This is a genomic window from Acidovorax sp. 22279 (genome assembly GCF_052045435.1).
In the GTDB taxonomy this organism is placed as follows: Bacteria; Pseudomonadota; Gammaproteobacteria; order Burkholderiales; family Burkholderiaceae_C; genus Acidovorax; species Acidovorax delafieldii.
Genome location: NZ_JBQEOV010000018.1, coordinates 97,107 through 118,757, shown reverse-complemented (window position 1 = coordinate 118,757; position 21,651 = coordinate 97,107). Strand labels below are relative to the sequence as shown.

General features: G+C 64.0%; 19 protein-coding genes and 1 tRNA gene. 15 read left to right on the top strand and 5 right to left on the bottom strand.

The features are described 5' to 3' along the window. Window positions 1–253: 253 nt before the first annotated feature. Window positions 254–338, bottom strand: a tRNA-Leu gene (locus ACTJKQ_RS20920). 19 nt (window positions 339–357) lie between these two features. Here ACTJKQ_RS20920 and rnr point away from each other — a divergent pair. Next, complete coding sequence (gene rnr, locus ACTJKQ_RS20915; RefSeq protein WP_056067177.1) at window positions 358–2,691, top strand: ribonuclease R; 2,334 nt, start codon at window positions 358–360, stop codon at window positions 2,689–2,691. Window positions 2,692–2,784: 93 nt separating this feature from the next. Here the strand turns inward: rnr and ACTJKQ_RS20910 are convergent, their stop codons facing one another. After that, complete coding sequence (locus ACTJKQ_RS20910) at window positions 2,785–3,795, bottom strand: alpha/beta fold hydrolase (RefSeq protein ID WP_056743633.1); 1,011 nt, start codon at window positions 3,793–3,795, stop codon at window positions 2,785–2,787. A 122-nt stretch (window positions 3,796–3,917) separates the two neighbouring features. On the opposite strand from ACTJKQ_RS20910, the gene ACTJKQ_RS20905 reads away from it, so the two are divergent. Further along, window positions 3,918–4,658 (top strand): helix-turn-helix domain-containing protein, encoded by a 741-nt coding sequence (locus ACTJKQ_RS20905; protein WP_056743631.1) that lies wholly within the window; start codon window positions 3,918–3,920, stop codon window positions 4,656–4,658. Window positions 4,659–4,661: 3 nt separating this feature from the next. Here ACTJKQ_RS20905 and ACTJKQ_RS20900 read toward each other — a convergent pair whose 3' ends face one another. The 3 genes from ACTJKQ_RS20900 to ACTJKQ_RS20890 form a co-directional block, all read right to left on the bottom strand. Continuing rightward, window positions 4,662–6,191 (bottom strand): NAD(P)H-hydrate dehydratase, encoded by a 1,530-nt coding sequence (locus ACTJKQ_RS20900; RefSeq protein ID WP_440597953.1) that lies wholly within the window; start codon window positions 6,189–6,191, stop codon window positions 4,662–4,664. Window positions 6,192–6,291: 100 nt separating this feature from the next. Continuing rightward, complete coding sequence (locus ACTJKQ_RS20895) at window positions 6,292–7,524, bottom strand: FAD-dependent oxidoreductase (RefSeq protein ID WP_440597952.1); 1,233 nt, start codon at window positions 7,522–7,524, stop codon at window positions 6,292–6,294. Between the two features lie 52 nt (window positions 7,525–7,576). Further along, window positions 7,577–8,932 (bottom strand): amidase, encoded by a 1,356-nt coding sequence (locus ACTJKQ_RS20890; RefSeq protein WP_440597951.1) that lies wholly within the window; start codon window positions 8,930–8,932, stop codon window positions 7,577–7,579. Window positions 8,933–9,119: 187 nt separating this feature from the next. On the opposite strand from ACTJKQ_RS20890, the gene rpsB reads away from it, so the two are divergent. From rpsB to lpxA, 13 genes are all read left to right on the top strand, one after another. Further along, window positions 9,120–9,872, top strand: a complete 753-nt coding sequence (gene rpsB, locus ACTJKQ_RS20885) for a 30S ribosomal protein S2 (protein ID WP_056067188.1) — start codon at window positions 9,120–9,122, stop codon at window positions 9,870–9,872. 106 nt (window positions 9,873–9,978) lie between these two features. Next, entirely contained in the window at window positions 9,979–10,905 is a 927-nt protein-coding gene (gene tsf / locus ACTJKQ_RS20880) for a translation elongation factor Ts (protein ID WP_015013552.1), read from the top strand. 56 nt (window positions 10,906–10,961) lie between these two features. Then, entirely contained in the window at window positions 10,962–11,684 is a 723-nt protein-coding gene (pyrH, locus tag ACTJKQ_RS20875; protein ID WP_008906712.1) for a UMP kinase, read from the top strand. 49 nt (window positions 11,685–11,733) lie between these two features. Next, the gene (frr, locus tag ACTJKQ_RS20870; RefSeq protein ID WP_056067192.1) at window positions 11,734–12,294 is read left to right on the top strand and encodes a ribosome recycling factor; all 561 of its coding nucleotides are present in this window, start codon (window positions 11,734–11,736) and stop codon (window positions 12,292–12,294) included. 23 nt (window positions 12,295–12,317) lie between these two features. Next, complete coding sequence (gene uppS / locus ACTJKQ_RS20865) at window positions 12,318–13,049, top strand: polyprenyl diphosphate synthase (RefSeq protein WP_056067194.1); 732 nt, start codon at window positions 12,318–12,320, stop codon at window positions 13,047–13,049. Window positions 13,050–13,076: 27 nt separating this feature from the next. After that, window positions 13,077–13,931 (top strand): phosphatidate cytidylyltransferase, encoded by an 855-nt coding sequence (locus ACTJKQ_RS20860; protein ID WP_440597950.1) that lies wholly within the window; start codon window positions 13,077–13,079, stop codon window positions 13,929–13,931. After that, on the top strand, window positions 13,931–15,109 hold the full coding sequence (gene ispC / locus ACTJKQ_RS20855) for a 1-deoxy-D-xylulose-5-phosphate reductoisomerase (RefSeq protein WP_395458284.1): 1,179 nt from the start codon (window positions 13,931–13,933) through the stop codon (window positions 15,107–15,109). Before ACTJKQ_RS20860 ends, ispC begins: the two co-directional genes overlap by 1 nt. Before the next feature lie 29 nt (window positions 15,110–15,138). Then, window positions 15,139–16,503, top strand: a complete 1,365-nt coding sequence (gene rseP / locus ACTJKQ_RS20850; RefSeq protein ID WP_146872335.1) for an RIP metalloprotease RseP — start codon at window positions 15,139–15,141, stop codon at window positions 16,501–16,503. A 45-nt stretch (window positions 16,504–16,548) separates the two neighbouring features. Then, window positions 16,549–18,846 carry an outer membrane protein assembly factor BamA gene (gene bamA, locus ACTJKQ_RS20845; RefSeq protein ID WP_440597949.1) on the top strand — a complete coding sequence of 766 codons (2,298 nt, stop codon included), beginning with the start codon at window positions 16,549–16,551 and terminating at the stop codon, window positions 18,844–18,846. Continuing rightward, window positions 18,846–19,367, top strand: a complete 522-nt coding sequence (locus ACTJKQ_RS20840) for an OmpH family outer membrane protein (protein ID WP_056067203.1) — start codon at window positions 18,846–18,848, stop codon at window positions 19,365–19,367. The genes bamA and ACTJKQ_RS20840 overlap by 1 nt, the downstream gene beginning before the upstream one ends. Window positions 19,368–19,391: 24 nt before the next feature. Further along, window positions 19,392–20,375 carry a UDP-3-O-(3-hydroxymyristoyl)glucosamine N-acyltransferase gene (gene lpxD, locus ACTJKQ_RS20835; RefSeq protein ID WP_440597948.1) on the top strand — a complete coding sequence of 328 codons (984 nt, stop codon included), beginning with the start codon at window positions 19,392–19,394 and terminating at the stop codon, window positions 20,373–20,375. Between the two features lie 16 nt (window positions 20,376–20,391). Next, window positions 20,392–20,832 (top strand): 3-hydroxyacyl-ACP dehydratase FabZ, encoded by a 441-nt coding sequence (fabZ, locus tag ACTJKQ_RS20830; protein ID WP_056067207.1) that lies wholly within the window; start codon window positions 20,392–20,394, stop codon window positions 20,830–20,832. Window positions 20,833–20,853: 21 nt separating this feature from the next. Further along, a complete protein-coding gene (gene lpxA, locus ACTJKQ_RS20825) occupies window positions 20,854–21,642 on the top strand; it encodes an acyl-ACP--UDP-N-acetylglucosamine O-acyltransferase (RefSeq protein WP_056743616.1) in 789 nt (262 codons plus the stop codon). Window positions 21,643–21,651 lie beyond the last annotated feature (9 nt).

Below are 21,651 nucleotides of genomic sequence, written 5' to 3'. Positions count from 1 at the left end.
CGAACCTCCACGATGTTACTCGCTAGTACCTGAAACTAGTGCGTCTACCAATTCCGCCACCTGGGCTTTCAGATCAGCCTCGAATTATAGGACAAGAAATTCGGGCTTCTGAAGAGTTTTCAAAAAAATGTGCCGTCGGCTCAAAAATCGTTGAGCCGCAGCAGGGCATGCAAAACATCTCAGCAAATAAAAAAGCCGCTGGGTGTACAGCGGCTTCGATATTTTGAAAACCATCGCTGGTTCTCGTTAAACTTGGTGCCCAGGAGAGGACTCGAACCTCCACGATGTTACTCGCTAGTACCTGAAACTAGTGCGTCTACCAATTCCGCCACCTGGGCATTTCAGGAAAGACTAAGATTGTATAACAAAAAATCCACCCCCGGCACGCAGCCAGCCACACATTTGTCGCAAGAGATCGAAGGCAGCGTGCAAGGGCACCGTGATGGACACGGTTTCGTCATCCGCGACGATGGCGAAGGCGACATCTATATTCCCCCGAACGAAATGCGCGCAGTCCTGCACAAGGACCGTGTGCGCGTGCGCATCGTGCGCCAGGACCGCCGTGGCCGTCCCGAGGGCCGCGTTGTGGAAATCATCGAGCGTCCACCCCAGCCCATCATCGGCCGACTGCTGCAGGAAAGCGGTGTGTGGCTCGTGGCTCCCGAAGACAAGCGCTATGGCCAGGATGTACTGATCCCCAAGGGCGCCACGGGCGCCGCGAAGCCCGGGCAGGTCGTGGTGGTTGAGCTGACAGAACCTCCAGCCCTGTTCGGCCAGCCTGTGGGGCGCATCACCGAAGTGCTCGGTGAAGTGGACGACCCTGGCATGGAGATTGAGATCGCGGTGCGCAAGTACGGCGTGCCACACGAGTTCTCTGCCGAGTGCCTCGCCCAGGCCAAGGAGCTGCCCGACAAGGTGCGCGCGCAGGACAAGAAACGCCGCGTGGACCTGACCGACGTGCCATTGGTCACCATCGACGGCGAAGACGCGCGCGACTTCGACGATGCCGTGTACTGCGAGCCCGCCAAGGTCGGCCGCAGCAAGGGCTGGCGTCTGCTGGTGGCGATTGCCGATGTGAGCCACTATGTGGAAACGGGCAGCGCCATCGACATTGATGCCTACGACCGTGCCACCAGCGTGTACTTTCCGCGCCGCGTGATCCCCATGCTGCCCGAGAAGCTCAGCAACGGGCTCTGCTCGCTCAACCCCGAGGTGGAGCGCCTGTGCATGGTCTGCGACATGCTGGTCACCGCCAAGGGCGAGGTGCACGCGTACCAGTTCTACCCGGCCGTGATGTTCAGCCACGCGCGCTTCACGTACACCGAGGTCGCAGCCATCCTGGCCAACACGCGCGGCCCGGAAGCCAGCAAGCGCAAGGACCGCGTCAAGGACCTGCTCAACCTGCATGACGTGTACCGTGCGCTGCTCATCGCGCGCCAGGCGCGCGGCGCCGTGGACTTCGAGACCACCGAGACGCAAATTGTGTGTGACGAAAACGGCCGCATCGAAAAGATCGTGCCGCGCACCCGCAACGACGCGCACAAGCTCATCGAGGAAGCCATGCTGGCCGCCAACGTGTGCAGCGCCGACTTCATTGCACAGGGTGGCCAGCCGGGCCTGTTCCGCGTGCACGAAGGCCCCACGCCCGAGAAGCAGGAGATCCTGCGCAACTACCTCAAGGCCATGGCTGTGGGCATGACGATTGGCGACGACCCCAAGCCGGGCGACTTCCAGGCGATTGCTACGGCGACCAAGGATCGGCCCGACGCACAGCAGATCCACACCATGCTGCTGCGCTCCATGCAGCAGGCCATCTACACGCCCATCAACAGCGGCCACTTCGGCCTGGCGTTCGATGCCTACACCCATTTCACCAGCCCCATTCGTCGGTATCCCGACTTGCTGGTGCACCGGGTCATCAAGGCCATCCTGAGCAAGACGAAGTACGCGCTGCCGTCCTTGCCCACACCCGGCGAAGCCCATGCCAAGCTGGCCAAACGTCTGGCTGCGCGCGTGGCCGCACCTGGCACCAAGCCACGCAAGGATGTGAAACCGCCCAGCCGCGACACCCAGGCCTGGGAGGCCGCCGGCCTGCACTGCAGTGCCAACGAGCGCCGCGCCGACGAGGCCAGCCGCGATGTGGAAGCCTGGCTCAAGTGCAAGTACATGCGCGAGCACCTGGGCGAGGAATACAGTGGCGTGGTCAGTGCTGCGACGAGCTTCGGCATCTTTGTGACGCTGGACGCGATGTACGTCGAGGGGCTGGTGCATATCACCGAATTGGGCGGCGAATACTTCAAGTTCGACGAGGCGCGCCAGGAGCTGCGCGGCGAGCGCACCGGCATCCGCTACGCCATCGGCGCGCGGGTGCGGGTGCAGGTGAGCCGTGTGGATCTGGACGGGCGCAAGATCGACTTCCGCCTGGTGCGCGAAGGCGAGGAGCTGCTGGGCCGCGCGCTCAAGGACAAGGGTGTGGGCACCGAGGGGGCTGGTGGTGGCGCCCGCAAGGCGGGTGGTCGGTCCGGCGGACGCAAAGCCGACAAGGCCGCAGGTCCATCTGCCACCGAGCAGGCAGGCCTGACCCGCGAGCGGGCCGCGCGTTCGCCGATCCAGTCGCTCAAAGCCTCGGTCAAGAAGGCGGTGGCGGGTAAGTCCAGCAAAGGCAAAGCGCGCAAGCCACGCCGCGGCTGAGGTCGTCGAGCTGGTGGACCAATGCCCTCCAGCTCGTCTCATCATTGCTATTTAATTGATAGCTGCAAGCGCATATAGAACATGCGCTTGCGGCTATTTTTTATTGAAGTGTGCATGCTTGGCGGCTTGAGGGGCGCTCGATTGCTCCAGAAAGCGCGCATACCGTTGTGCCGTGTCGGCGGGGGCTTCCATCATGGGCAGGTGCCCGATGCCAGGCAGTGCGGCGATGTGTGCCTGCGGAAGCAGCTTCTGCACCGTCTGAAGGCCGCTTCGGTCGAACACGCGGTCGCTGTCGCCCCACAGGAACAGGGTGGGGTGCTGCTGCAGGCGGGCCAGGTGTTGTTCCAGCAGATAGCGGTCTTTCAGTTGCGCGTCCCACAGGCGGGTGTTGGATGCAGCGTTGCGCAGCGCGTCCTGCTCGGAGGCATGCAGGATGGGGTAGGGCAGGAAGGGGCGCTTTTCAAACACCAACTCCATCATCGCTTTGAAGGCGGTGGCATCGTGGGCCACCAGCGGGCGGTGCCCGGCGTCGATGAGGCGGTCCATGGTGCTGGGCTGGGGCGAGCGTATGCCGTGGGGCGCGCCGATGAAGGCCACGCTGGCTACGCGCTCGGGGTACCGCAGGGCAAAGAGCGCTGCGATCGTGCCACCCATCGAGTTGCCAGCCAGATGCACTTGCGCCAAGCCGAGTACATCCAGAAACGCGGCGAGGCGCGTCACGTGGGCGGCATAGTCGTAGGCTTGGTCATCGCGCCGCGTGCTTTCGCCAAAGCCCGCGATATCTGGGGCAATCACCCGGTACTGGCCTGTGAGGGGGCGCGCAAAATCGACCCAATGGTCCTTCTCCGCAAAAATGCCGTGCAGCAGAACAATGGGCGTTCCAGCATCTGCTCCACTGCCGACGGCCAGCGCGGGGTTTGGGGGCGTGCCGTTGTCCAGGTAGTGGATGGTGTGCATCGCCGCGTTGGTGGTTTTTTCTTCCAGGCCAGACAGATGGCGATTGGCCCTGAGCAGGGGCTCTTTGAACAGTGAAGGGGCCCCGTAGTAGAGGCCGGCTGTGCCCAGTACCAGTGCCGTTGCAACAGAAATAGCGATGCGTTTCAAGAAGCGTTCTCCAGGGATATGGCTGCGTACACGTCAGGGGCCCTGCTTGCACACCGGCAGGCCCCCTGACAGGAGAGGCAAGGCTACGGAGATCTCGGTAAAAAAACTTGTAGGTTTGGGCTATGCCGGCACGCAACACACTGACCCTGGGCACTGACCGCGCGCTCTACGTCGGGGAGATCCCGGCCACGGGCTGGCACTGCCATGCGTCGCCGGTGCTGTTGATGGGGCTCTCGGGCCGGTTTGCGGTGCACTGGGGGCCAGGGCGTATGGAAACCTGCCACAGCGCGTTGGTCGATGCCGGGGTGGAGCACCTGTTTGATCCCTGTGGTGAAGTGGTGGCGCTGGTGTACCTGGAGCCAGATTCGGCGCAGGCGCGCGGCCTGCGGGGGCTGTTCGGGCAAGAGGGGGGTGTGGTGGTGGACGTTGCAGTCCCGGTGGGCGCGCGCAGTGCCATGGAGGGTTATCTGCATCACTTCGACCTGCCCGCCTTGCTGCGGTGCCCGCTCGATAGCGAGGTGGCGCCGCTCGACCCACGCGTCGTCCGCAGCCTGCATGTGCTGCGCCATCCGCAGGCGGGGCGGGTGGCACGGGGTGACCTGGCCTCGGGCGTCCAGCTTTCGGCATCGCGTTTCAACCACCTGTTTCGCGCCGAGATGGGCGTGAGCTTGCGCACCTATCGGGTCTGGTCCCAGGTGCGGTTGGCGATGGCGGGGCTGGCGGTCAGCCCGCGCCTGACCGACGCGGCGCTACACGGCGAGTTTTCTGATTCGGCCCACTTCAGCCGCATGTTCCGGCAGACCTTTGGCATGACACCGTCGAGCGTGCTCAAGCCGCTCAGGAAGGTGACCTTGCTGGCCTGAGGCTCAGCTTCCGCCCACGCGCTGCGCCAGCGCACTGGCCGTCAGCGCCTGGCCTGCTGGCCAATCATCAGCCGCCTGGCCATGCTGGTACACCGCTTCACTCGCAGCGCGCAAGGCGCTGGCGCCTGCGGCCAGGTGGGCGCCCACCATGCCTGCCAGCACATCGCCCGTACCCGCCGTGGCCAGCCGCGCATTGCCCGTGGGGTTGATGGCCTGGACGCGGTCGGGTGCAGCGATCACGGTGCCCGAGCCCTTGAGCACGGCCACGCAGTTGAACTGGTTGGCCAGTTGCTGCGCGGCATCCAGCCGGCGGGCCTGGACCTCGGCCGTAGTCAGGCCCAGCAGGCGCGCAGCCTCCAGCGGGTGCGGTGTGAGCACCGTGGGTTGCCCGTGCTGTCCGCGTGCCACCACCAGCGCGTGCAGTGCGGCCTGGGTGGCGATGGTGTTGAGCGCGTCGGCATCCAGCACCAGTCGGGCCGTGCGGGTGATGACCTCGGGCAGCACGCGTGCGATGGCCTGCCCGCCGCCACAGCCGCAGACCACGGTGAGCTGTTCGAGCGCGAGGGCGTCAAAGCGGCGGAACATCAACTCCGGCTGCTGCAGGTCCAGTTGCAGATGCCCATCGTCCAGCAGGGCCACCAGCACCCGGCCCGCGCCGCTGTGCAGAGCGGCCGAAGCGGCCAGCAGTGCGGCGCCCGCCATCCCCATGCCCCGCGCTGCCAGTCCTTCGCCGCCCACCACTGCCACGTCGCCATAGCTGCCCTTGTGGCTGGCGTGGGCGCGGGGGGCGGGCAGGGCGGGGCCGGAGAGCCAGGCGTTGGGCGGCTCGTGCCCGGGTTCTACGCCCAGATCATCCAGCCAGACCTGGCCTGCTGCGTCCCGCCCGGCGGCGGTGAACAGGCCGGGCTTGAGGGTGAGCAGACTCAGCGTGTGGTGTGGCGGGGGCGCTTGGTGGTGCAGGTGGGGTGGGGTGTCGGGCGCCAGGCCTGCGGCAAACTGGCCGGTGTCCGCGTCCAGCCCGCTGGGCAGGTCCACGGCCAGCACGGGGGCCGGGCTGCGGTGCAGGGCTTGCAGGCAGGCTCTGAGCCTTGCGTCGGGCGCGCGTGCGGGGCTGTGGGGTGACGAAGAGACGCCAATGCCCAGTAGCGCATCAATGCACAGGTCGTTGGCCCCCAGATCGTCGGGGGCAGTGTCTGCCCAGGATACGCCCGCATCCCGTGCGCGCTGCCAGGAGGCCCTGGCATCCGCCGGTGCCGTATCGGGCTGGCCCAGCCAGGTCACGACCACTCTGCGGCCACTGCGCTGCAGGTGCATGGCAGCCTCCAACCCGTCACCCCCGTTGTTACCGGGGCCGCAGGCAATCCACACGGTGCGTGCGTGGGGTGCCAGCGCCTGGGCCAGTTGCGCGATGGCCAGGCCGGCGCGCTGCATGAGCGTGTGCGGGGGCAGGGCGGCTGCCGCCGCTTTTTCCAGGCGGCGTGTGGCGGCCGCGTTGAACAGGGGATAAGGCTGGTGGGCGGTGATGCGGTGCATGGGCTGCAGGGGGCAAGGGCTGCTGCCAGCGGCAGCGCGCCTGCCATTGTGCGCCGATGCCCCGTGCGGGCAAAGCGCAGGCGGGCCTGTGAACAGGCTCTTAGAACCGCCGCATGCCCAGCCCGTCCAGCGACACCTCAGGTTCCCGCTGCGCGATCAGGTCGGCCAGTGCCCGCGCGCTGCCGCAGGCCAGGGCCCAGCCGCCAGCGCCATGGCCGGTGTTGAGCCACAGACCCGGCACGCCGCTGGCGCCCACCACCGGGGCAGCGTCGGGCAGCATGGTGCGGGCACCTCGCCAGATCTGCAGGTTGGATGAGAGCTGCGCGCCCCCGGGGAACCAGTCGTTCAGCGTGCGGTACAGGCGCTGCAGTGTGGGGGTGTGGTGCTCGGCATCGGCCCCGGCCAGTTCAGCGCCACCGGCAATGCGCACGCGCTGGCCCAGGCGGGTGATGGAGATTTGCTGGCCCGCATCCACCACGCTGGCGCGGGGGGCGTGGGTGGAATCGCGCAGTGGGGCGCTCACGGAGTAGCCGTACACAGCCGCCATGGGCAGCCCCAGGCCCAGTGCGGGCAGCAGCGTGGCCGATGCCATGCCGGCGCACAGCACCACGGCATCAAAGCGTCGCAGGTCCGTTTCGCCCTGCAGCACCACGCCCGTGGAGCTGGTGCCGACGCGGTCTACGCGGGTGTTGAACACAAACTGCACCCCCGCACCCTGGATGCCCTGGCGCAGCAACTGTGCAAACAGACGGCAGTTGCCGGCGCGTGCATCGGGCAGGTGGATCGCGCCGGCCAGCGGGGCTTCGGGCGAGAGGCCAGGCTCGATCTGGCGCGCCACATCGGCGTCGATCTCACGCAGGGCCACGCCGCTGTCGCGCAGCACTTGCAGCGCGGGTTGCAGGCGGGTGCGGTCTTCTTCGGTGCGCAGCAGCACCAGGCGGCCGTCGCTGGCTTCAAAGTCCAGCTCATGCTGGTTCGCAATGGCCTGCAGTCGAGCTTGGCTGTATTGCGCCAGGCGTTCGACCGCGGCGGCCGGGGCGCTGTGGCTGCGCGCGGTGCTGCGCCAGCGCCGCAGCCAGGCCCAGTTGGCGCGGGTCAGGCCGCCAGCCAGCCGCAGGGTGGCCTGTGTCCCCATCAGTCGCAGCGGCTGGCCGAAGCCCGGCAGCGCCCAGGGGCTGAGCAGGTGGGGCGCTAGCAGCCCGGCGGTGGCAAAGCTGGCCTCTTCGGCGGCCGCACTGCGTTGTTCAAACACCGTGACTTCGTGGCCGTCGCTGGCCAGTTCGTACGCGGTGGTGACGCCGACAATGCCGGCGCCCACGATAGCAATCTTCATGAATTTGGGTGTTTTTGGCTTGTAGCGCTAGTGAATCATGCGCTGGTAGCTATTATTTTTGTAGTGTTTGCTCGATCTGCAGGCTGATGTTGAGCACCGTGTCATCCCTGAGCGCCCCGTGCCAGACCATCAGCCCGACCGGGAGTTCCCCTTGCACGTGGCAGGGGAGCGACAGCGCACAGCCGTCCAGCAGATTGACCACACTGGTGTTGCGCAGCAGCAGGTTGTTGACGCGGAAGAACTCGGCATCGCGGGCGGCGTCCCGGGCCTTGTCCACGCCATCTGCGGGGGCAACATCGGACAGCGGTGGCGCCAGGATGGGCACGGTGGGGGACAGCAGGGCGTCGTACGGCTCCATGTCGGCGATCATGCGTGCAATCCATTGCTGGCGCGCCTGCAGCAGGTCGATGTATTCCCAGGCCATCAGCGTGGCCCCTTTTTCGATGCGCATGCGCACTCGGGGGTCGTAGCGGTCGCCTGCGCGCTGCAGCAGCTCGCGGTGCCAGGCGTAGGCTTCGGGGGCGGCAAAGCCGTAGGCGGGCTGCTCCAGCACGGCGGGCAATGCGATGGTGTCGATCTGTGCGCCCGCTTGGCGCAAAGCTTCCACACTGCGCTCAAAGGCGCGCGCCACGGGGGCGTCGAGCCTGTCCAGGAAGAGGGTGGACGGCACCGCCAGCCGGTATTGGGACAGCGGCGCCAGGCTGCGCGTCACGCGCCGGGCGGCCAGCACCTCGTGCGCCACGATGGCGTCGCGCACGGTGCGCGTCATGGCGCAGGCGGTGTCCAGGGTGGTGGACAGCGGCACGGCGCCGGCGGTAGGCACCTGCCGGGCGGTGTTCTTGAAGCCCACGATGCCGTTGAGCGCTGCAGGAATGCGGATAGACCCACCGGTGTCCGATCCCAGCCCGATGAACGCCGCGCCAGTGGCCACCGATACCCCGGCGCCGGACGAAGACCCGCCGGGCACGCGGGGCGCGCCGGGCAGGGCTCCAAAGCGAGCATCCCAGGCAGCAGGCGTGCCGTAGTGGGGGTTGACGCCCACGCCAGAGAACGCGAACTCCACCATGTTGGTGCGGCCGATCAGGCTGGCGCCCGCTGCGCGCAGGCGGGCCACGGCCGGGCAGTCCTCGGCTGCTGCGGGAGCGTCTGCGAGCGCGGTAGAGCCCGCCGGGGTGGGTTGGCCGGCCACGTCAAACAAGTCCTTCACCGACACCGCCAGCCCGGCCAGGGGCAACTGGGCCACACCCGGCTGCACCGCCGCGGTGCGTGCCTCGTCAAAGAGCGTGCGCACAAAGCTGTGGGTGTTGGATGCGGCCTGGGCGGCGTCGATGCAGCGCTCGAGCTCGGCGGGCGCGGTGGTGGCGCCGTCCCGCAGTTGCTCACGGGTGGCGATCAGGTCAGGGAGCATGGGTGTGCTAGAATCTTTGGGTTTTGCTGGGAGCAGTAGCGCAGTGGTGCAAGGTTTGCACAACCGGCGTGGCCGCTGCGGCAAGACCAATCGCAAAGCAGCCCTGTCAAGGTGTTGCAGTGTTCGTGAGGATCACGGCACTGCAAATATTGGGGCTGATTTTAGACCTAACCTTTGGAGTATTTTTATGTCCGTTACCATGCGCGAAATGCTGGAAGCCGGTGTCCACTTCGGTCACCAAACCCGCTTCTGGAACCCCAAGATGGCCCCCTACATCTTCGGCCATCGCAACAAGATTCACATCATCAACCTGGAAAAGTCGCTGCCACTGTTCCAGGAAGCCCAAAAGTTCGCCAAGCAACTGGCTGCCAACCGCGGCACGATCCTGATGGTCGGCACGAAGCGCCAAGCCCGTGAAATCCTGGCCACCGAAGCGCAACGCGCTGGTGTGCCTTTCGTGGACCAGCGCTGGCTGGGCGGCATGCTGACGAACTTCAAGACCGTGAAGACTTCGATCAAGCGCCTCAAGGACATGAAGGCTCAGCAAGAAGCTGGCCTCGAGAACCTGAGCAAGAAGGAGCAACTGACGTTCTCCCGCGAAATCGAAAAGCTCGAAAAGGACATCGGCGGCATCCAGGACATGGCTGCTCTGCCCGACGCCATCTTCATCATCGACGTGGGTTTCCACAAGATCGCCGTGGCCGAAGCCAAGAAGCTGGGCATCCCGCTGATCGGTGTGGTTGATACCAACCACTCGCCCGAAGGCATCGACTACGTGATCCCTGGTAACGACGACTCGGCAAAGGCCGTGACGCTGTACGCCCGTGGCATCGCTGACGCGATCATCGAAGGCCGTGCCAACGCCGTGAATGAAGTCGTGAAGGCTGCAACCGCCGAGAGCACCGACGAATTCGTGGAAGTGCAAGAAGCCGCTGCCTAATAGCCCGGCTGCGCGATCCGTCGCGAACAAAAGCGGGGCCCCTGGTGAGCCCCCTTTTTTTTAGCCCGAATCTGAACTGACTGAACTGAATACTGAAGGAATAAAGATGGCTGCAATTACCGCAAGCATGGTGGCTGAACTGCGTGGCAAAACCGACGCCCCCATGATGGAATGCAAGAAGGCGCTGACCGAAGCCGACGGCGACATGGCCAAGGCAGAAGAGCTGCTGCGCGTCAAGCTGGGCACCAAGGCTGGCAAGGCCGCATCGCGCGTGACTGCTGAAGGCGTGGTCGCCAGCTACATCGACGGCACCACGGGTGCTCTGGTCGAAGTCAACAGCGAAACCGACTTCGTTTCCAAGAACGACAGCTTCATTGCCATGGCCAACGCCGCTGCCAAACTGGTGGCACTGCACAACCCCGCCACGGTGGAGGCCCTGGGTGCACTGCCCTACGAGCAAGACAGCTTCGGCCCCACGCTGGAAGATGTGCGCAAGGGCCTGATCGGCAAGATCGGCGAAAACATGTCGTTCCGCCGGTTCAAGCGCTTCAGCGGCTCCAACCTGGCAGCCTACCTGCACGGCTCGCGCATCGGTGTGGTCGTCGAGTTCGACGGTGACGCCACCGCCGCCAAGGACGTTGCCATGCACGTGGCCGCCATGAAGCCCGTGGCCCTGACCAGCGCCGACGTGCCTGCCGACCTGATCGCCAAGGAGCGCTCGGTCGCCGAAGGCAAGGCTGACGAAGCCAACAAGGAACTCGTGGCTGCCGGCAAGCCTGCACAAAGCGCTGAAATCACGGCCAAGCGCATCGACGGCGCGGTGCAGAAGTACCTCAAGGAAGTCTCTCTGGCCGACCAGGTCTTCGTGAAGGCTGCCGACGGCAAGCAAACCGTGGCCCAGATGCTCAAGGCTGCCAACACCAACGTGAAGGGCTTCACCCTGTACGTGGTGGGCGAAGGCATTGAGAAGAAGGTGGACGACTTTGCTGCCGAAGTGGCTGCCCAGGTGGCTGCTGCCAAGGCTGCTGCCTGATCGTTCCCTGTAACCACCCCACCAAAGCCTCGTACCACTTACTGGAGAAATTTCCCATGTCCAACGCTGCACCAGCCCACAAGCGCATTTTGCTCAAGCTGTCTGGTGAGGCGCTGATGGGGGATGACGCCTTCGGTATCAACCGCGCCACCATCGTGCGCATGGTCGAGGAGATCGCCGAAGTGACCCGCCTGGGTGTCCAGGTGGCCGTGGTGATCGGTGGGGGCAATATTTTCCGTGGTGTCGCCGGGGGCTCGGTCGGTATGGACCGTGCCACCGCAGACTACATGGGCATGCTGGCCACCGTGATGAACGCCCTGGCCTTGGCCGACGCCATGGACAAGCAGGGCCTGGTGGCCCGTGTGATGTCCGCCATTGCCATCGAGCAGGTGGTCGAGCCCTATGTGCGCCCCAAGGCGCTGCAGTATCTTGAAGAGGGCAAGGTCGTGGTCTTCGCGGCCGGTACGGGCAACCCGTTTTTCACCACCGACACAGCAGCTGCCCTGCGTGGCGCGGAAATTGGCGCCGAACTGGTGCTCAAGGCCACCAAGGTGGACGGCGTTTATACTGCCGACCCCCAGAAGGATCCCACGGCGACGCGCTACACCAAGCTCAGCTTTGACGAGGCCATGTCCCGCAATCTGGGCATCATGGACGCGACTGCCTTCGCCCTGTGCCGTGACCAAAAGCTGCCCGTGAAGGTGTTCTCCATCATCAAACACGGCGCCTTGAAGCGCGTGGTGATGGGCGAAGACGAAGGTACGCTGGTTTACGCTTGATCACGATGGAAAGGCCTGCATCGCATGCAGGTCGGCCCGAGGAGAAAACATGACGATTGCCGACATCAAGAAGACTGCTGAAACCAAGATGGACCAGTCCATCACCGCGTTCAAGAACAACCTGCAGAAGATTCGCACCGGTCGTGCCAATCCGGCCCTGCTGGATACTGTGCAGGTCGAGTATTACGGCTCCCTGGTTCCGCTGAGCCAGGTGGCCAACGTGGCGCTGATCGATTCGCGCACCATCAGCGTGCAGCCCTGGGAAAAGGGCATGGGCGCCAAGATTGAAAAGGCCATCCGCGAAAGCGACCTGGGCTTGAACCCGGCTTCCATGGGCGACCTGATCCGCGTGCCCATGCCCCCCATGAGCGAAGAGCGCCGCAAGGAAATGACAAAGCTCGCGCGCAACGAGGGCGAGAGCGCCAAGATCGCCGTGCGCAACCTGCGCCGTGATGCCAACGAATCCGTCAAAAAACTGGTCAAGGACAAGCTGGCGTCCGAAGACGACCAGAAGCGCGCCGAAACGGAAGTGCAAAAGTTCACCGACAAGCACATCGCCGAGATCGACGCGCTGGTGGCCGCCAAAGAGCAGGAAATCATGGCGGTTTGAGCCCCCAGGGCTTGAACATTCCCATGTCTGTATCTCCGGTGGTGCCACACCACATTGCCATCGTCATGGATGGCAACGGCCGCTGGGCTACGCGTCGCTTTTTGCCGCGTCTGGCCGGCCACAAGCAAGGGGTTGACTCACTTCGCCGCTGCGCACGCGCTTGCGTGCAGCGCGGCGTTGGTGTGCTCACGGTGTTTGCGTTCTCTTCCGAAAACTGGAACCGCCCCGCCGACGAGGTCTCCGGCCTCATGGAGCTGCTGGCGATGGCGCTGGCGCGCGAGGTGCCCCAGCTCAAGAAAGACGGCGTGCGTCTTCATTTTGTGGGCGAACGTGGCAGCCTTTCGCCCAAGGTGCGAGACGGCCTGGGTCAGGCAGAAGCCGCCACGGCGGACAACACCCGCCTGGTGCTCAACGTCTGCTTCAACTACGGAGGCCGCTGGGACATCGCGCAGGCGGCTGCATCGCTGGCTGCCCGTGGCGAGCCCATCACCGAGGCCAGTCTGCACAATGCGATGGGATTGGCCCACGTGCCCGACCCCGACCTCGTGATCCGCACCGGGGGAGAAATGCGGATCAGCAACTTTTTGCTCTGGCAATCGGCATACTCCGAGTTCTTCTTCAGCGACCGACTGTGGCCCGATTTCGATGAGTCCGCCCTGGACGAGGCCATCGACGCCTTCAGCCGCCGCGAGCGCCGTTTTGGCAAAACCTCTGAACAGATTCTGTCCGCGCATCCTGATCCGATGCCGGGTTGAGAACCTGAACAGGTTCTGAAAGCCCCCATGCTTCAACAGCGCGTCATCACAGCCCTTGTTCTGCTGGCCATCTTGTTGCCCGCGCTTTTCTACGCCAACACCATACCGTTCACGCTGGTCGTGCTGGTTCTGATGGCTGCCGGGGCTTGGGAATGGGGTCGTCTGAGCGGCTTTGGCCAAGCAGGCTCCGTGGCGGTGGGTGTGGCCTGTGTGGCCTTGTGCGCCGGGTCGTGGGCGCTGGGCTGGGTCGATCGCCCGTTGACTGCCCTGTGGGTGGTGGGCGGCGGGCTGTGGGTCCTGGCGGCTGCCTGGCTGCTCAAGGCCGGAGTGCCCGGCTGGCCCCGCATACCAGCCGGTGTGCGTCTCGTGGCTGGCGTGCTTGCCTTATGGCTCGCGTGGCTGGCCGTGGTGCAGGCCCGCAATGTGGGCATCAATTTTTTGCTGTCGGTGCTGCTGCTGGTGTGGGTGGCCGACATCTTTGCCTACTTTGCGGGGCGCGCATTCGGATTGCGGTTTACCAAGGGCAAGCTGGCGCCCTCGATCAGTCCCGGCAAGAGCTGGGAAGGTGTCTGGGGCGGCCTGGCAGGGGTGATGGTGATGGCTTTGGTTTGGGCGGCAGCGGATGCCCACTGGCAGGCGTCAGTGCCCAGTTTTTACAGCCGCATGGCGCAGCAGGGCTGGTGGTTGCTGGTGATTGCGGCGTTGTTCATGGTGGCCATGAGCGTGTCGGGTGACCTGGTGGAGTCGCTCATCAAGCGCAGTGCCGGTGTCAAGGACAGCAGTGGCCTTTTGCCCGGACACGGCGGCGTGCTTGACCGCGTGGATGCCTTGCTGCCCACACTGCCCCTGGCCATGATGCTCACGAGCCTGACGACCCCATGATGAAACAACGACTCACCGTTCTCGGCTCCACCGGCTCCATTGGGACCAGCACGCTGGATGTGGTGGCACGCCACCCGGAGCGCTTCGAGGTGTTTGCCCTCAGCGCTGCGACGCAAGTGGATCTGCTGCTGCAACAATGCGCGCAGTTTCGCCCTCGCTACGCGGTGATGGCCAGCGCATCCCATGCGGCGAAGCTGGCAGAAAAATTGCAGGCCAATAGCCTCCCGACACAAGTGATACAAGCGCAAGATGCTCTTGAAATCATAGCGTCCCATGATGAGGTCGACGCCGTAATGGCGGCTATCGTGGGGGCTGCCGGTCTGGCTCCGTGTCTGGCTGCGGCGCGCGCGGGCAAACGATTGCTGTTGGCCAACAAGGAGGCCCTGGTGGTGGGTGGCGGGCTGTTCATGCAGACCGTGCGCGACGGCGGTGCCACACTGCTGCCTATCGACAGCGAACACTCTGCGATCTTCCAGTGCCTGCCAGAAGACCCTGCCACTTGGTCTGACCGGGTGGACAGCATCCTGCTCACAGCCTCGGGCGGTCCCTTCCGCCAGCGGGATCCGGCCACGTTGGCGCAGATCACCCCTGACCAGGCCTGTGCGCATCCCAACTTCTCGATGGGACGCAAGATTTCCGTGGATTCGGCCACGATGATGAACAAGGCCTTGGAGGTCATTGAGGCGCGTTGGCTGTTTGATCTGCACCCAGACCAGATCAAGGTGGTCATCCACCCGCAGCAGATCATCCATTCGATGGTTCAGTTCAAGGACGCCTCCATCCTTGCACAGCTGGGTACGCCCGACATGCGAGTGCCCATTGCCTGCGGCCTGTCCTGGCCCGAGCGCATTACCAGCGGGGCCAGCAAGCTGGATTTCTCGACCCTGAGCGCCCTCGCGTTTGAAGACGCGGACGCCATTCGCTTCCCGGGCCTGCACCTGTCCTGGCAGGCGCTGAAGGCGGCCGAGGGGACCACTGCCGTGCTGAATGCGGCCAACGAGGTGGCGGTGGGCGCCTTTTTGTCGGGTCGGCTGCGTTTTGACCATATTCATGCGGTCAACCTTGCAACTTTGGATGCAGTTTCGCCCTCCAAGCCCGATTCGCTCGCCGCGTTGCTGGATCTGGACACCCAGGCCCGCCATGCGGCTGAACATGTGGCGGGCCGTCTGGCTGCCTGACTGCCGGCCCACTCAGGAACCAACCATCCATGCTGCTTACTATCGCTGCCTTCATCGTCGCCCTCGGTCTTTTGATCGCAGTGCACGAATACGGGCACTACCGCGTGGCGGTGGCCTGTGGGGTCAAGGTATTGCGGTTCTCTGTGGGTTTCGGCAAGCCGCTATTGCGCTGGCAGCCCCAGGGGTCTCCCACGGAGTTTGTGCTGGGAGCCTTCCCATTGGGGGGCTATGTGCGCATGCTGGACGAGCGAGAGGCACCCGTTGCCGCAGAGGAGCGGCATCTGGCCTTCAACACCCAGCCCCTGCGCTCGCGAGCAGCCATCGTTGCGGCTGGGCCCATCGCCAATTTGTTATTGGCAGTGCTGCTGTATTCGGTGGTGAACTGGAACGGTGTCGAGGAGCCCCGAGCCATTCTGGCAAGCCCGGTCGCAGGCTCTGTCGCACACAGTGCCGGTTTGCGGGGCGGTGAACTGGTAGAGCAAGCCGCGTTGGGGGCAGAAGACCTGGAGCCAGTTCGTTCGTTTGAAGACCTGCGGTGGCTGCTGACCCGCGGTGCGCTTGAGGGGCTGAACGTGCGTCTTGACGTCCAGTCCGCCCATGGTGCGGGCCATCGTGAGGTTGTGCTCGACATGTCCCGGATCGACAGCCGTGAGGCTGATGCCCAGCTGTTTCGCAAGGTCGGCATCCTGGGACCTTGGACCCGCCCTGTGTTGGGCGAGGTCATGGCGCAAAGCGCGGCTGAGCGCTCTGGCCTGCGCCAAGGTGATGTGGTGCTCAAGGTGGGGCAGACCGATGTGGTGGATGGGCAGCAACTGCGCGAGTTGATCCGGCAGTCTGTGCGGGGGAACGAGCCATTGGCGCAGCCTTGGCGCGTTGAGCGCGGTGGTCAGGTGATGACACTGGACGTGTTGCCCGAGGCTGTGACCGAACCGGCTAATACGGTGGGGCGCATTGGCGCCTACGTGGGAGCTGCACCAGAATTTGTCACGGTGGACTACGGGCTGGTCGATGGTCTGTGGGGTGGTGTGGTGAAGACCTGGGATGTGTCGCTGCTGACCCTGCGCATGATGGGTCGCATGGTGATCGGCGAGGCGTCGCTCAAGAACCTCAGTGGCCCCTTGACCATTGCCGACTACGCAGGCCGCTCAGCCAGCATGGGGCTGACGCAGTACCTCATCTTTCTTGCTCTGATCAGTGTGAGCCTGGGGGTGCTGAACCTGCTTCCGCTGCCAGTCTTGGACGGTGGGCACCTGATGTATTATCTTTGGGAGGGTGTCACGGGCAGGGGTGTGTCGGACGCATGGATGGAGCGATTGCAGCGTGGAGGCGTTGCTGTCCTGCTTGTCATGATGTCCATAGCTCTGTTCAACGATATCACCCGGCTCTTTGGCTAACACTTTTGCCGCGCTTGCCCTGCAATTGCGGCTCCCGCTTCATTCATGAAAAAACACATCAATCGCCTGGGCGTGCGTACCGCATCGGCCGTTGCAGCCATGATTTTTGCCGCCAATGCGGCATGGGCTCTGGAGCCATTCAAGGTGCAGGACATTCGCGTGGAGGGCTTGCAGCGTGTGGAGCCGGGTACCGTGTTTGCATCCATGCCCCTGCGGGTGGGTGACGACTACAACGACGAAAAAGGCGCCGCAGCAATTCGTGCGCTGTTCGGTCTGGGACTCTTCAAGGATGTGCGCCTGGAGGCCAGCGGCAACGTTCTGGTGGTGGTGGTCGAAGAGCGCCCCACTGTCGCCGACGTGGACTTTGCCGGTGCCCGTGAATTCGACAAAGATGCGCTCAAAAAAGCCATGCGCGAAGTGGGCCTGACGGAAGGGCGTCCTTATGACAAGGCGCTCACCGACCGCGCCGAACAAGAGCTCAAGCGCCAGTACATCAACAAGAGCCTGTACGGCGCGGAGGTGGTGACCACGGTCACACCCATCGAGCGCAACCGCGTGAACCTGACCTTCACGATCACGGAAGGTGAGCCCGCACGCATCAAGGAAGTGCGCATCGTGGGCAACAAGGCGTTCAGTGAATCGACGCTCAAGGGCCTGTTCGACCAGGACACGGGAGGCTGGCTGAGCTGGTACACCAAGTCCGATCGCTACTCGCGCACCAAGCTCAACGCCGACCTTGAAACCCTGCGCTCGTATTACCTGCAGCGCGGCTACCTAGAGTTCCGTGTGGACTCGACGCAGGTCGCCATCTCGCCGGACAAGCAGGACATCTCCATCACTGTCAATGTGACGGAAGGCGAACGGTATGTGGTGTCGGGCGTGAAACTCGAAGGCAACTATCTGGACCGCGAGGACGAGTTCAAGTCGCTGGTGACCATTCGCCCAGGTGAGCCCTACAACGCGGACCAGGTGACTGAGACCACCAAGGCGTTTTCCGAGTACTTTGCCCGCTTTGGTTTTGCATTTGCCCGCGTGGAGGCTGTGCCCGAAATTGATCGTGAGAACAATCGCGTCAATTTTGTGCTGCAAGCCGAACCAGCACGCCGCGCCTACGTGCGCCGTATCAACGTCAGTGGCAACAACCGCACGCGTGACGAAGTCATTCGCCGTGAGTTCCGCCAGTACGAAGCCTCCTGGTACGACGGCGACAAGATCCGCCTGTCCCGCGACCGCGTGGACCGTCTGGGCTTCTTCACGGAAGTGAACGTGGAAACCCAGGAAGTGCCCGGCTCGCCCGACCAGGTCGATCTGGTGATCAACGTGGCAGAAAAGCCCACCGGCTCGTTGCAACTGGGCGTGGGTTTTTCCAGCGCCGAAAAGGCGTCTCTCTCGTTCGGTATCAAGCAGGAAAACATCTTTGGCTCGGGCAACTACCTGGGCATCGACGTCAACACGAGCAAGTACCGGCGCACACTGGTGTTCAGCACCACCAACCCGTACTTCACGCCCGAAGGCATCTCGCGCACGCTCGATGTGTACTACCGCACCGACAAGCCCTATGAAGACCAGGGGGGCAATTACCAGCTGGTAACCACCGGGACCTCCGTGCGTTTTGGCGTGCCTTTCAGTGAGACCGACACGGTGTTCTTTGGCGGTGGGCTGGAGCAGACCCGCATCAAGCCCGGCACGAACATCCCGGCCACCTACCTGTTTTACGCAGACAAGTTCGGCTACAACAGCACCTCGATTCCGTTGACTGTGGGCTGGTCCCGTGACGACCGGGACAGCGCCTTGGCGCCCAACTCCGGCCGTTACCAGCGCCTCAATTCCGAATGGTCTGTGGCGGGCGATGCCCGCTACGTGCGGGCCAACTATCAGTACCAGCAATACATCCCCCTCAACAAGCGCTTCACCATTGCGTTCAACGGCGAGGCCGGTTATGGCAAGGGCTTGAACGGCCGTCCGTTCCCGGTATTCAAGAACTTCTACTCGGGTGGTCTGGGCTCGGTGCGTGGTTTCGACCAGGGCACCCTGGGACCACGTGATGTGACCGGGGCCTCGTTGGGTGGGCCCAAGAAGATCACGCTGAACACCGAGCTGATTGCTCCTTTCCCGGGTGCTGGCAATGACCGGACCCTGCGTGTGTTCACGTTCCTGGACGTGGGCAATGTGTACGGCGAGAACGACAAAGTTACCTTCAGTGACATGCGTGCCTCCGTGGGCCTGGGGCTGAGCTGGATTTCGCCGCTCGGTCCCTTGCGTTTGGCGTTTGCGCAGCCAGTGCGCAAGTTCGCCGGCGATAGAATCCAGAAACTGCAATTCCAGATTGGAACGTCTTTCTAATGAAATCCTTTTCTCGCCATCTCTCTGTGGCCTTGCTGCTCGGCACCGTTGCCATCGCAGCCCCTGCACAAGCGCAAGAGTTCAAAGCCGGTTTCGTCAACACCGATCGCATCTTCCGAGAAGCCACCACAGCCAAGGCTGCGCAGGCCAAGCTGGAGCAGGAGTTCTCCCGTCGCGAGAAAGAACTGGTGGATCTGGGCAACACCCTGAAGACTGCCAGCGACAAGTTTGAGCGTGAAGCACCCACCATGGCGGAGAGCCAACGCACCGCGCGCCAGCGCCAGCTGGTGGACCAGGACCGCGACTTCCAGCGCAAGCGCCGTGAATTCCAGGAAGACCTGAGCGCCCGCAAGAACGAAGAGCTGTCGCAAGTGCTGGAACGCGCCAACAAGGTGGTCAAGCAGGTGGCCGAGGCCGAAAAATACGACGTGATCCTGCAAGAGGCCGTCTACATCAATCCCAAGCACGACATCACCGACAAGGTGATCAAGGCCCTGAATGCCGCTGCTGCTGCAAAGTAAGCCGCTGCGCAAGACAGGTGGCGCGTGAGCAGCTTGCTTCTCGGGCACATTGTTGATGCGCTCGGTGGTTCGCTGGAAGGGGGCGCGCGGGAAACCGTCATCGCCCGCATTGCGCCACTGGAGGTCGCGGGCCCGGGAGACCTCAGTTTCCTGAGCAATCCCCGCTACCAACAGCAACTGGCCGCCTCCCGGGCGGCCTGTGTCATTGTGGCGCCTGCCATGCGCGACGCCGCATTGGCACGGGGCGCCTGCATCGTGGCCGACAACCCCTACGTGTACTTCGCCCGCGCTACCCAGTTGTGGCGGCAGCGCAATACGCTCGCGCGGTCGTCCGGTGTGCACCCCAGCGCAGTGGTTGATCCCTCGGCGCAGGTCCACCCCTCGGCCACCATCGGTCCACTGTGCGTGATTGAGCGGGGGGCCTCAGTGGGCGCAGATACCGTGCTCAAGTCGCGCGTCACCGTGGGCGAGGGCTGCAGCATCGGCGCGCGTTGCATCGTCCATGCGGGTGTGGTGATCGGCGCCGATGGTTTCGGTTTTGCGCCGGAAAACGGGCAGTGGGTCAAGATCGAGCAACTGGGTGCCGTGCGCATTGGAGATGACGTCGAGATTGGCGCCAACACCTGCATCGACCGGGGTGCGCTGCAGGACACGGTGATCGAAGACGGCGTGAAGCTCGACAACCTGATCCAGATCGGGCACAACGTGCGCATCGGCAAGCACTCGGCCATGGCTGGGTGTGTAGGCGTGGCGGGCAGCGCCACCATCGGGGCGCATTGCACGGTGGGCGGTGGTGCCATCGTGTTGGGGCACCTGGAGCTGGCTGACAACGTGCACATCTCGGCCGCGACGGTGGTCACCCGATCTCTCACGCGGCCTGGCCAGTACACCGGCATGTTCCCCATCGACGACAATGCGCGCTGGGAAAAAAACGCTGCCACACTCAAACAATTGCACAGCCTGCGCGAGCGCATCAAGGCGCTGGAGCTGGCCCTCAAGGCAGCATGAACGGAAGAACAACTCGATGATGGATATTCACGCAATTCTCAAACAACTGCCCCACCGCTACCCGTTTTTGCTGGTGGACAAGGTGATCGAGTTAGAGAGCAACACCCGCATCAAGGCCATCAAGAACGTCACGTTCAACGAGCCCTATTTCATGGGGCATTTCCCTGGCCGTCCGGTGATGCCGGGCGTGTTGATCCTGGAAGCACTGGCCCAAGCTGCGGGCCTGCTGGCGTTCGATGCCATGGGCAAGGTGCCCGATGAAAACAACATTTACTACTTTGTCGGTATCGATGGCGCGCGGTTCAAGCGCCCTGTGGAGCCCGGCGACCAGTTGATCCTGACCATCACCATCGACCGCGTGCGCGGTGGCATCTGGAAGTTCAAGGGCGTGGCGAGCGTGGGCGAAGAGGTGGCCTGCGAGGCCGAACTCATGTGCACCATGCGCAACGTCGGTTGACCGGTTCAGGCCTGTTGGATCGTGAGCAATATTCACCCCACAGCCATTGTTGCGGACGGCGCCCGCCTGGACCCTACGGTCACGGTGGGGCCCTACACGGTCATTGGCGAGCATGTGTCCATCGGCGCGGGCACCACAGTTGGCGCGCATTGCGTGATCGATGGGCGCACCACGATTGGCGCTGACAACCGCATTTTCCAGTTCAACTCCATCGGCGCCATCCCGCAGGACAAGAAGTACGCAGGCGAGCCGACCGAGCTGGTCATCGGTGACCGCAACACCATCCGCGAATTCTGCACGCTGAACCTGGGCGTGCCCCAGGCCGGCGGCATCACCACTGTGGGCCATGACAACTGGATCATGGCGTACACCCACATCGCGCACGATTGCCATGTGGGCAACCACACCACGCTGGCGAACAACACCACGCTGGCAGGGCATGTGCACCTGGGCGACTGGGTAACGGTGGGCGGACTCACGGGCATTCACCAGTTCGTCAAGATTGGTGCGCACGCCATGGTGGGCTTTGCCAGCGCAGTGTCGCAGGACGTGCCGCCTTTCATGCTGGTGGATGGCAACCCCTTGGCCGTGCGCGGTTACAACGTGGTGGGGCTGCGCCGCCGTGGCTTTTCGGCCGAGCGCATTGCCGCGGTCAAGCAGATGCACAAGCTGATTTATCGGCAGGGCCTGACGCTGGAGGCCGCGCGTGCCGCTATTGCAGAGTTGGCGCAGTCCGCACCGCAGGCCGGTGACGATGCGGCGATGATGGAGCGGTTCCTGGCCGACGCCACGCGCGGCATTGCGCGCTGAGGGCTTGGC

Excerpts from the sequence above, each read along its gene's own strand:
- ACTJKQ_RS20905 (WP_056743631.1), top strand. The coding sequence starts at position 3,918 with ATGCCGGCACGCAACACACTGACCCTGGGCACTGACCGCGCGCTCTAC.
- ACTJKQ_RS20900 (WP_440597953.1), bottom strand. The coding sequence starts at position 6,191 with ATGCACCGCATCACCGCCCACCAGCCTTATCCCCTGTTCAACGCGGCC.
- ACTJKQ_RS20895 (WP_440597952.1), bottom strand. The coding sequence starts at position 7,524 with ATGAAGATTGCTATCGTGGGCGCCGGCATTGTCGGCGTCACCACCGCG.
- ACTJKQ_RS20890 (WP_440597951.1), bottom strand. The coding sequence starts at position 8,932 with ATGCTCCCTGACCTGATCGCCACCCGTGAGCAACTGCGGGACGGCGCC.
- rpsB (WP_056067188.1), top strand. The coding sequence starts at position 9,120 with ATGTCCGTTACCATGCGCGAAATGCTGGAAGCCGGTGTCCACTTCGGT.
- tsf (WP_015013552.1), top strand. The coding sequence starts at position 9,979 with ATGGCTGCAATTACCGCAAGCATGGTGGCTGAACTGCGTGGCAAAACC.
- pyrH (WP_008906712.1), top strand. The coding sequence starts at position 10,962 with ATGTCCAACGCTGCACCAGCCCACAAGCGCATTTTGCTCAAGCTGTCT.
- frr (WP_056067192.1), top strand. The coding sequence starts at position 11,734 with ATGACGATTGCCGACATCAAGAAGACTGCTGAAACCAAGATGGACCAG.
- uppS (WP_056067194.1), top strand. The coding sequence starts at position 12,318 with ATGTCTGTATCTCCGGTGGTGCCACACCACATTGCCATCGTCATGGAT.
- ACTJKQ_RS20860 (WP_440597950.1), top strand. The coding sequence starts at position 13,077 with ATGCTTCAACAGCGCGTCATCACAGCCCTTGTTCTGCTGGCCATCTTG.
- ispC (WP_395458284.1), top strand. The coding sequence starts at position 13,931 with ATGAAACAACGACTCACCGTTCTCGGCTCCACCGGCTCCATTGGGACC.
- rseP (WP_146872335.1), top strand. The coding sequence starts at position 15,139 with ATGCTGCTTACTATCGCTGCCTTCATCGTCGCCCTCGGTCTTTTGATC.
- bamA (WP_440597949.1), top strand. The coding sequence starts at position 16,549 with ATGAAAAAACACATCAATCGCCTGGGCGTGCGTACCGCATCGGCCGTT.
- ACTJKQ_RS20840 (WP_056067203.1), top strand. The coding sequence starts at position 18,846 with ATGAAATCCTTTTCTCGCCATCTCTCTGTGGCCTTGCTGCTCGGCACC.
- fabZ (WP_056067207.1), top strand. The coding sequence starts at position 20,392 with ATGATGGATATTCACGCAATTCTCAAACAACTGCCCCACCGCTACCCG.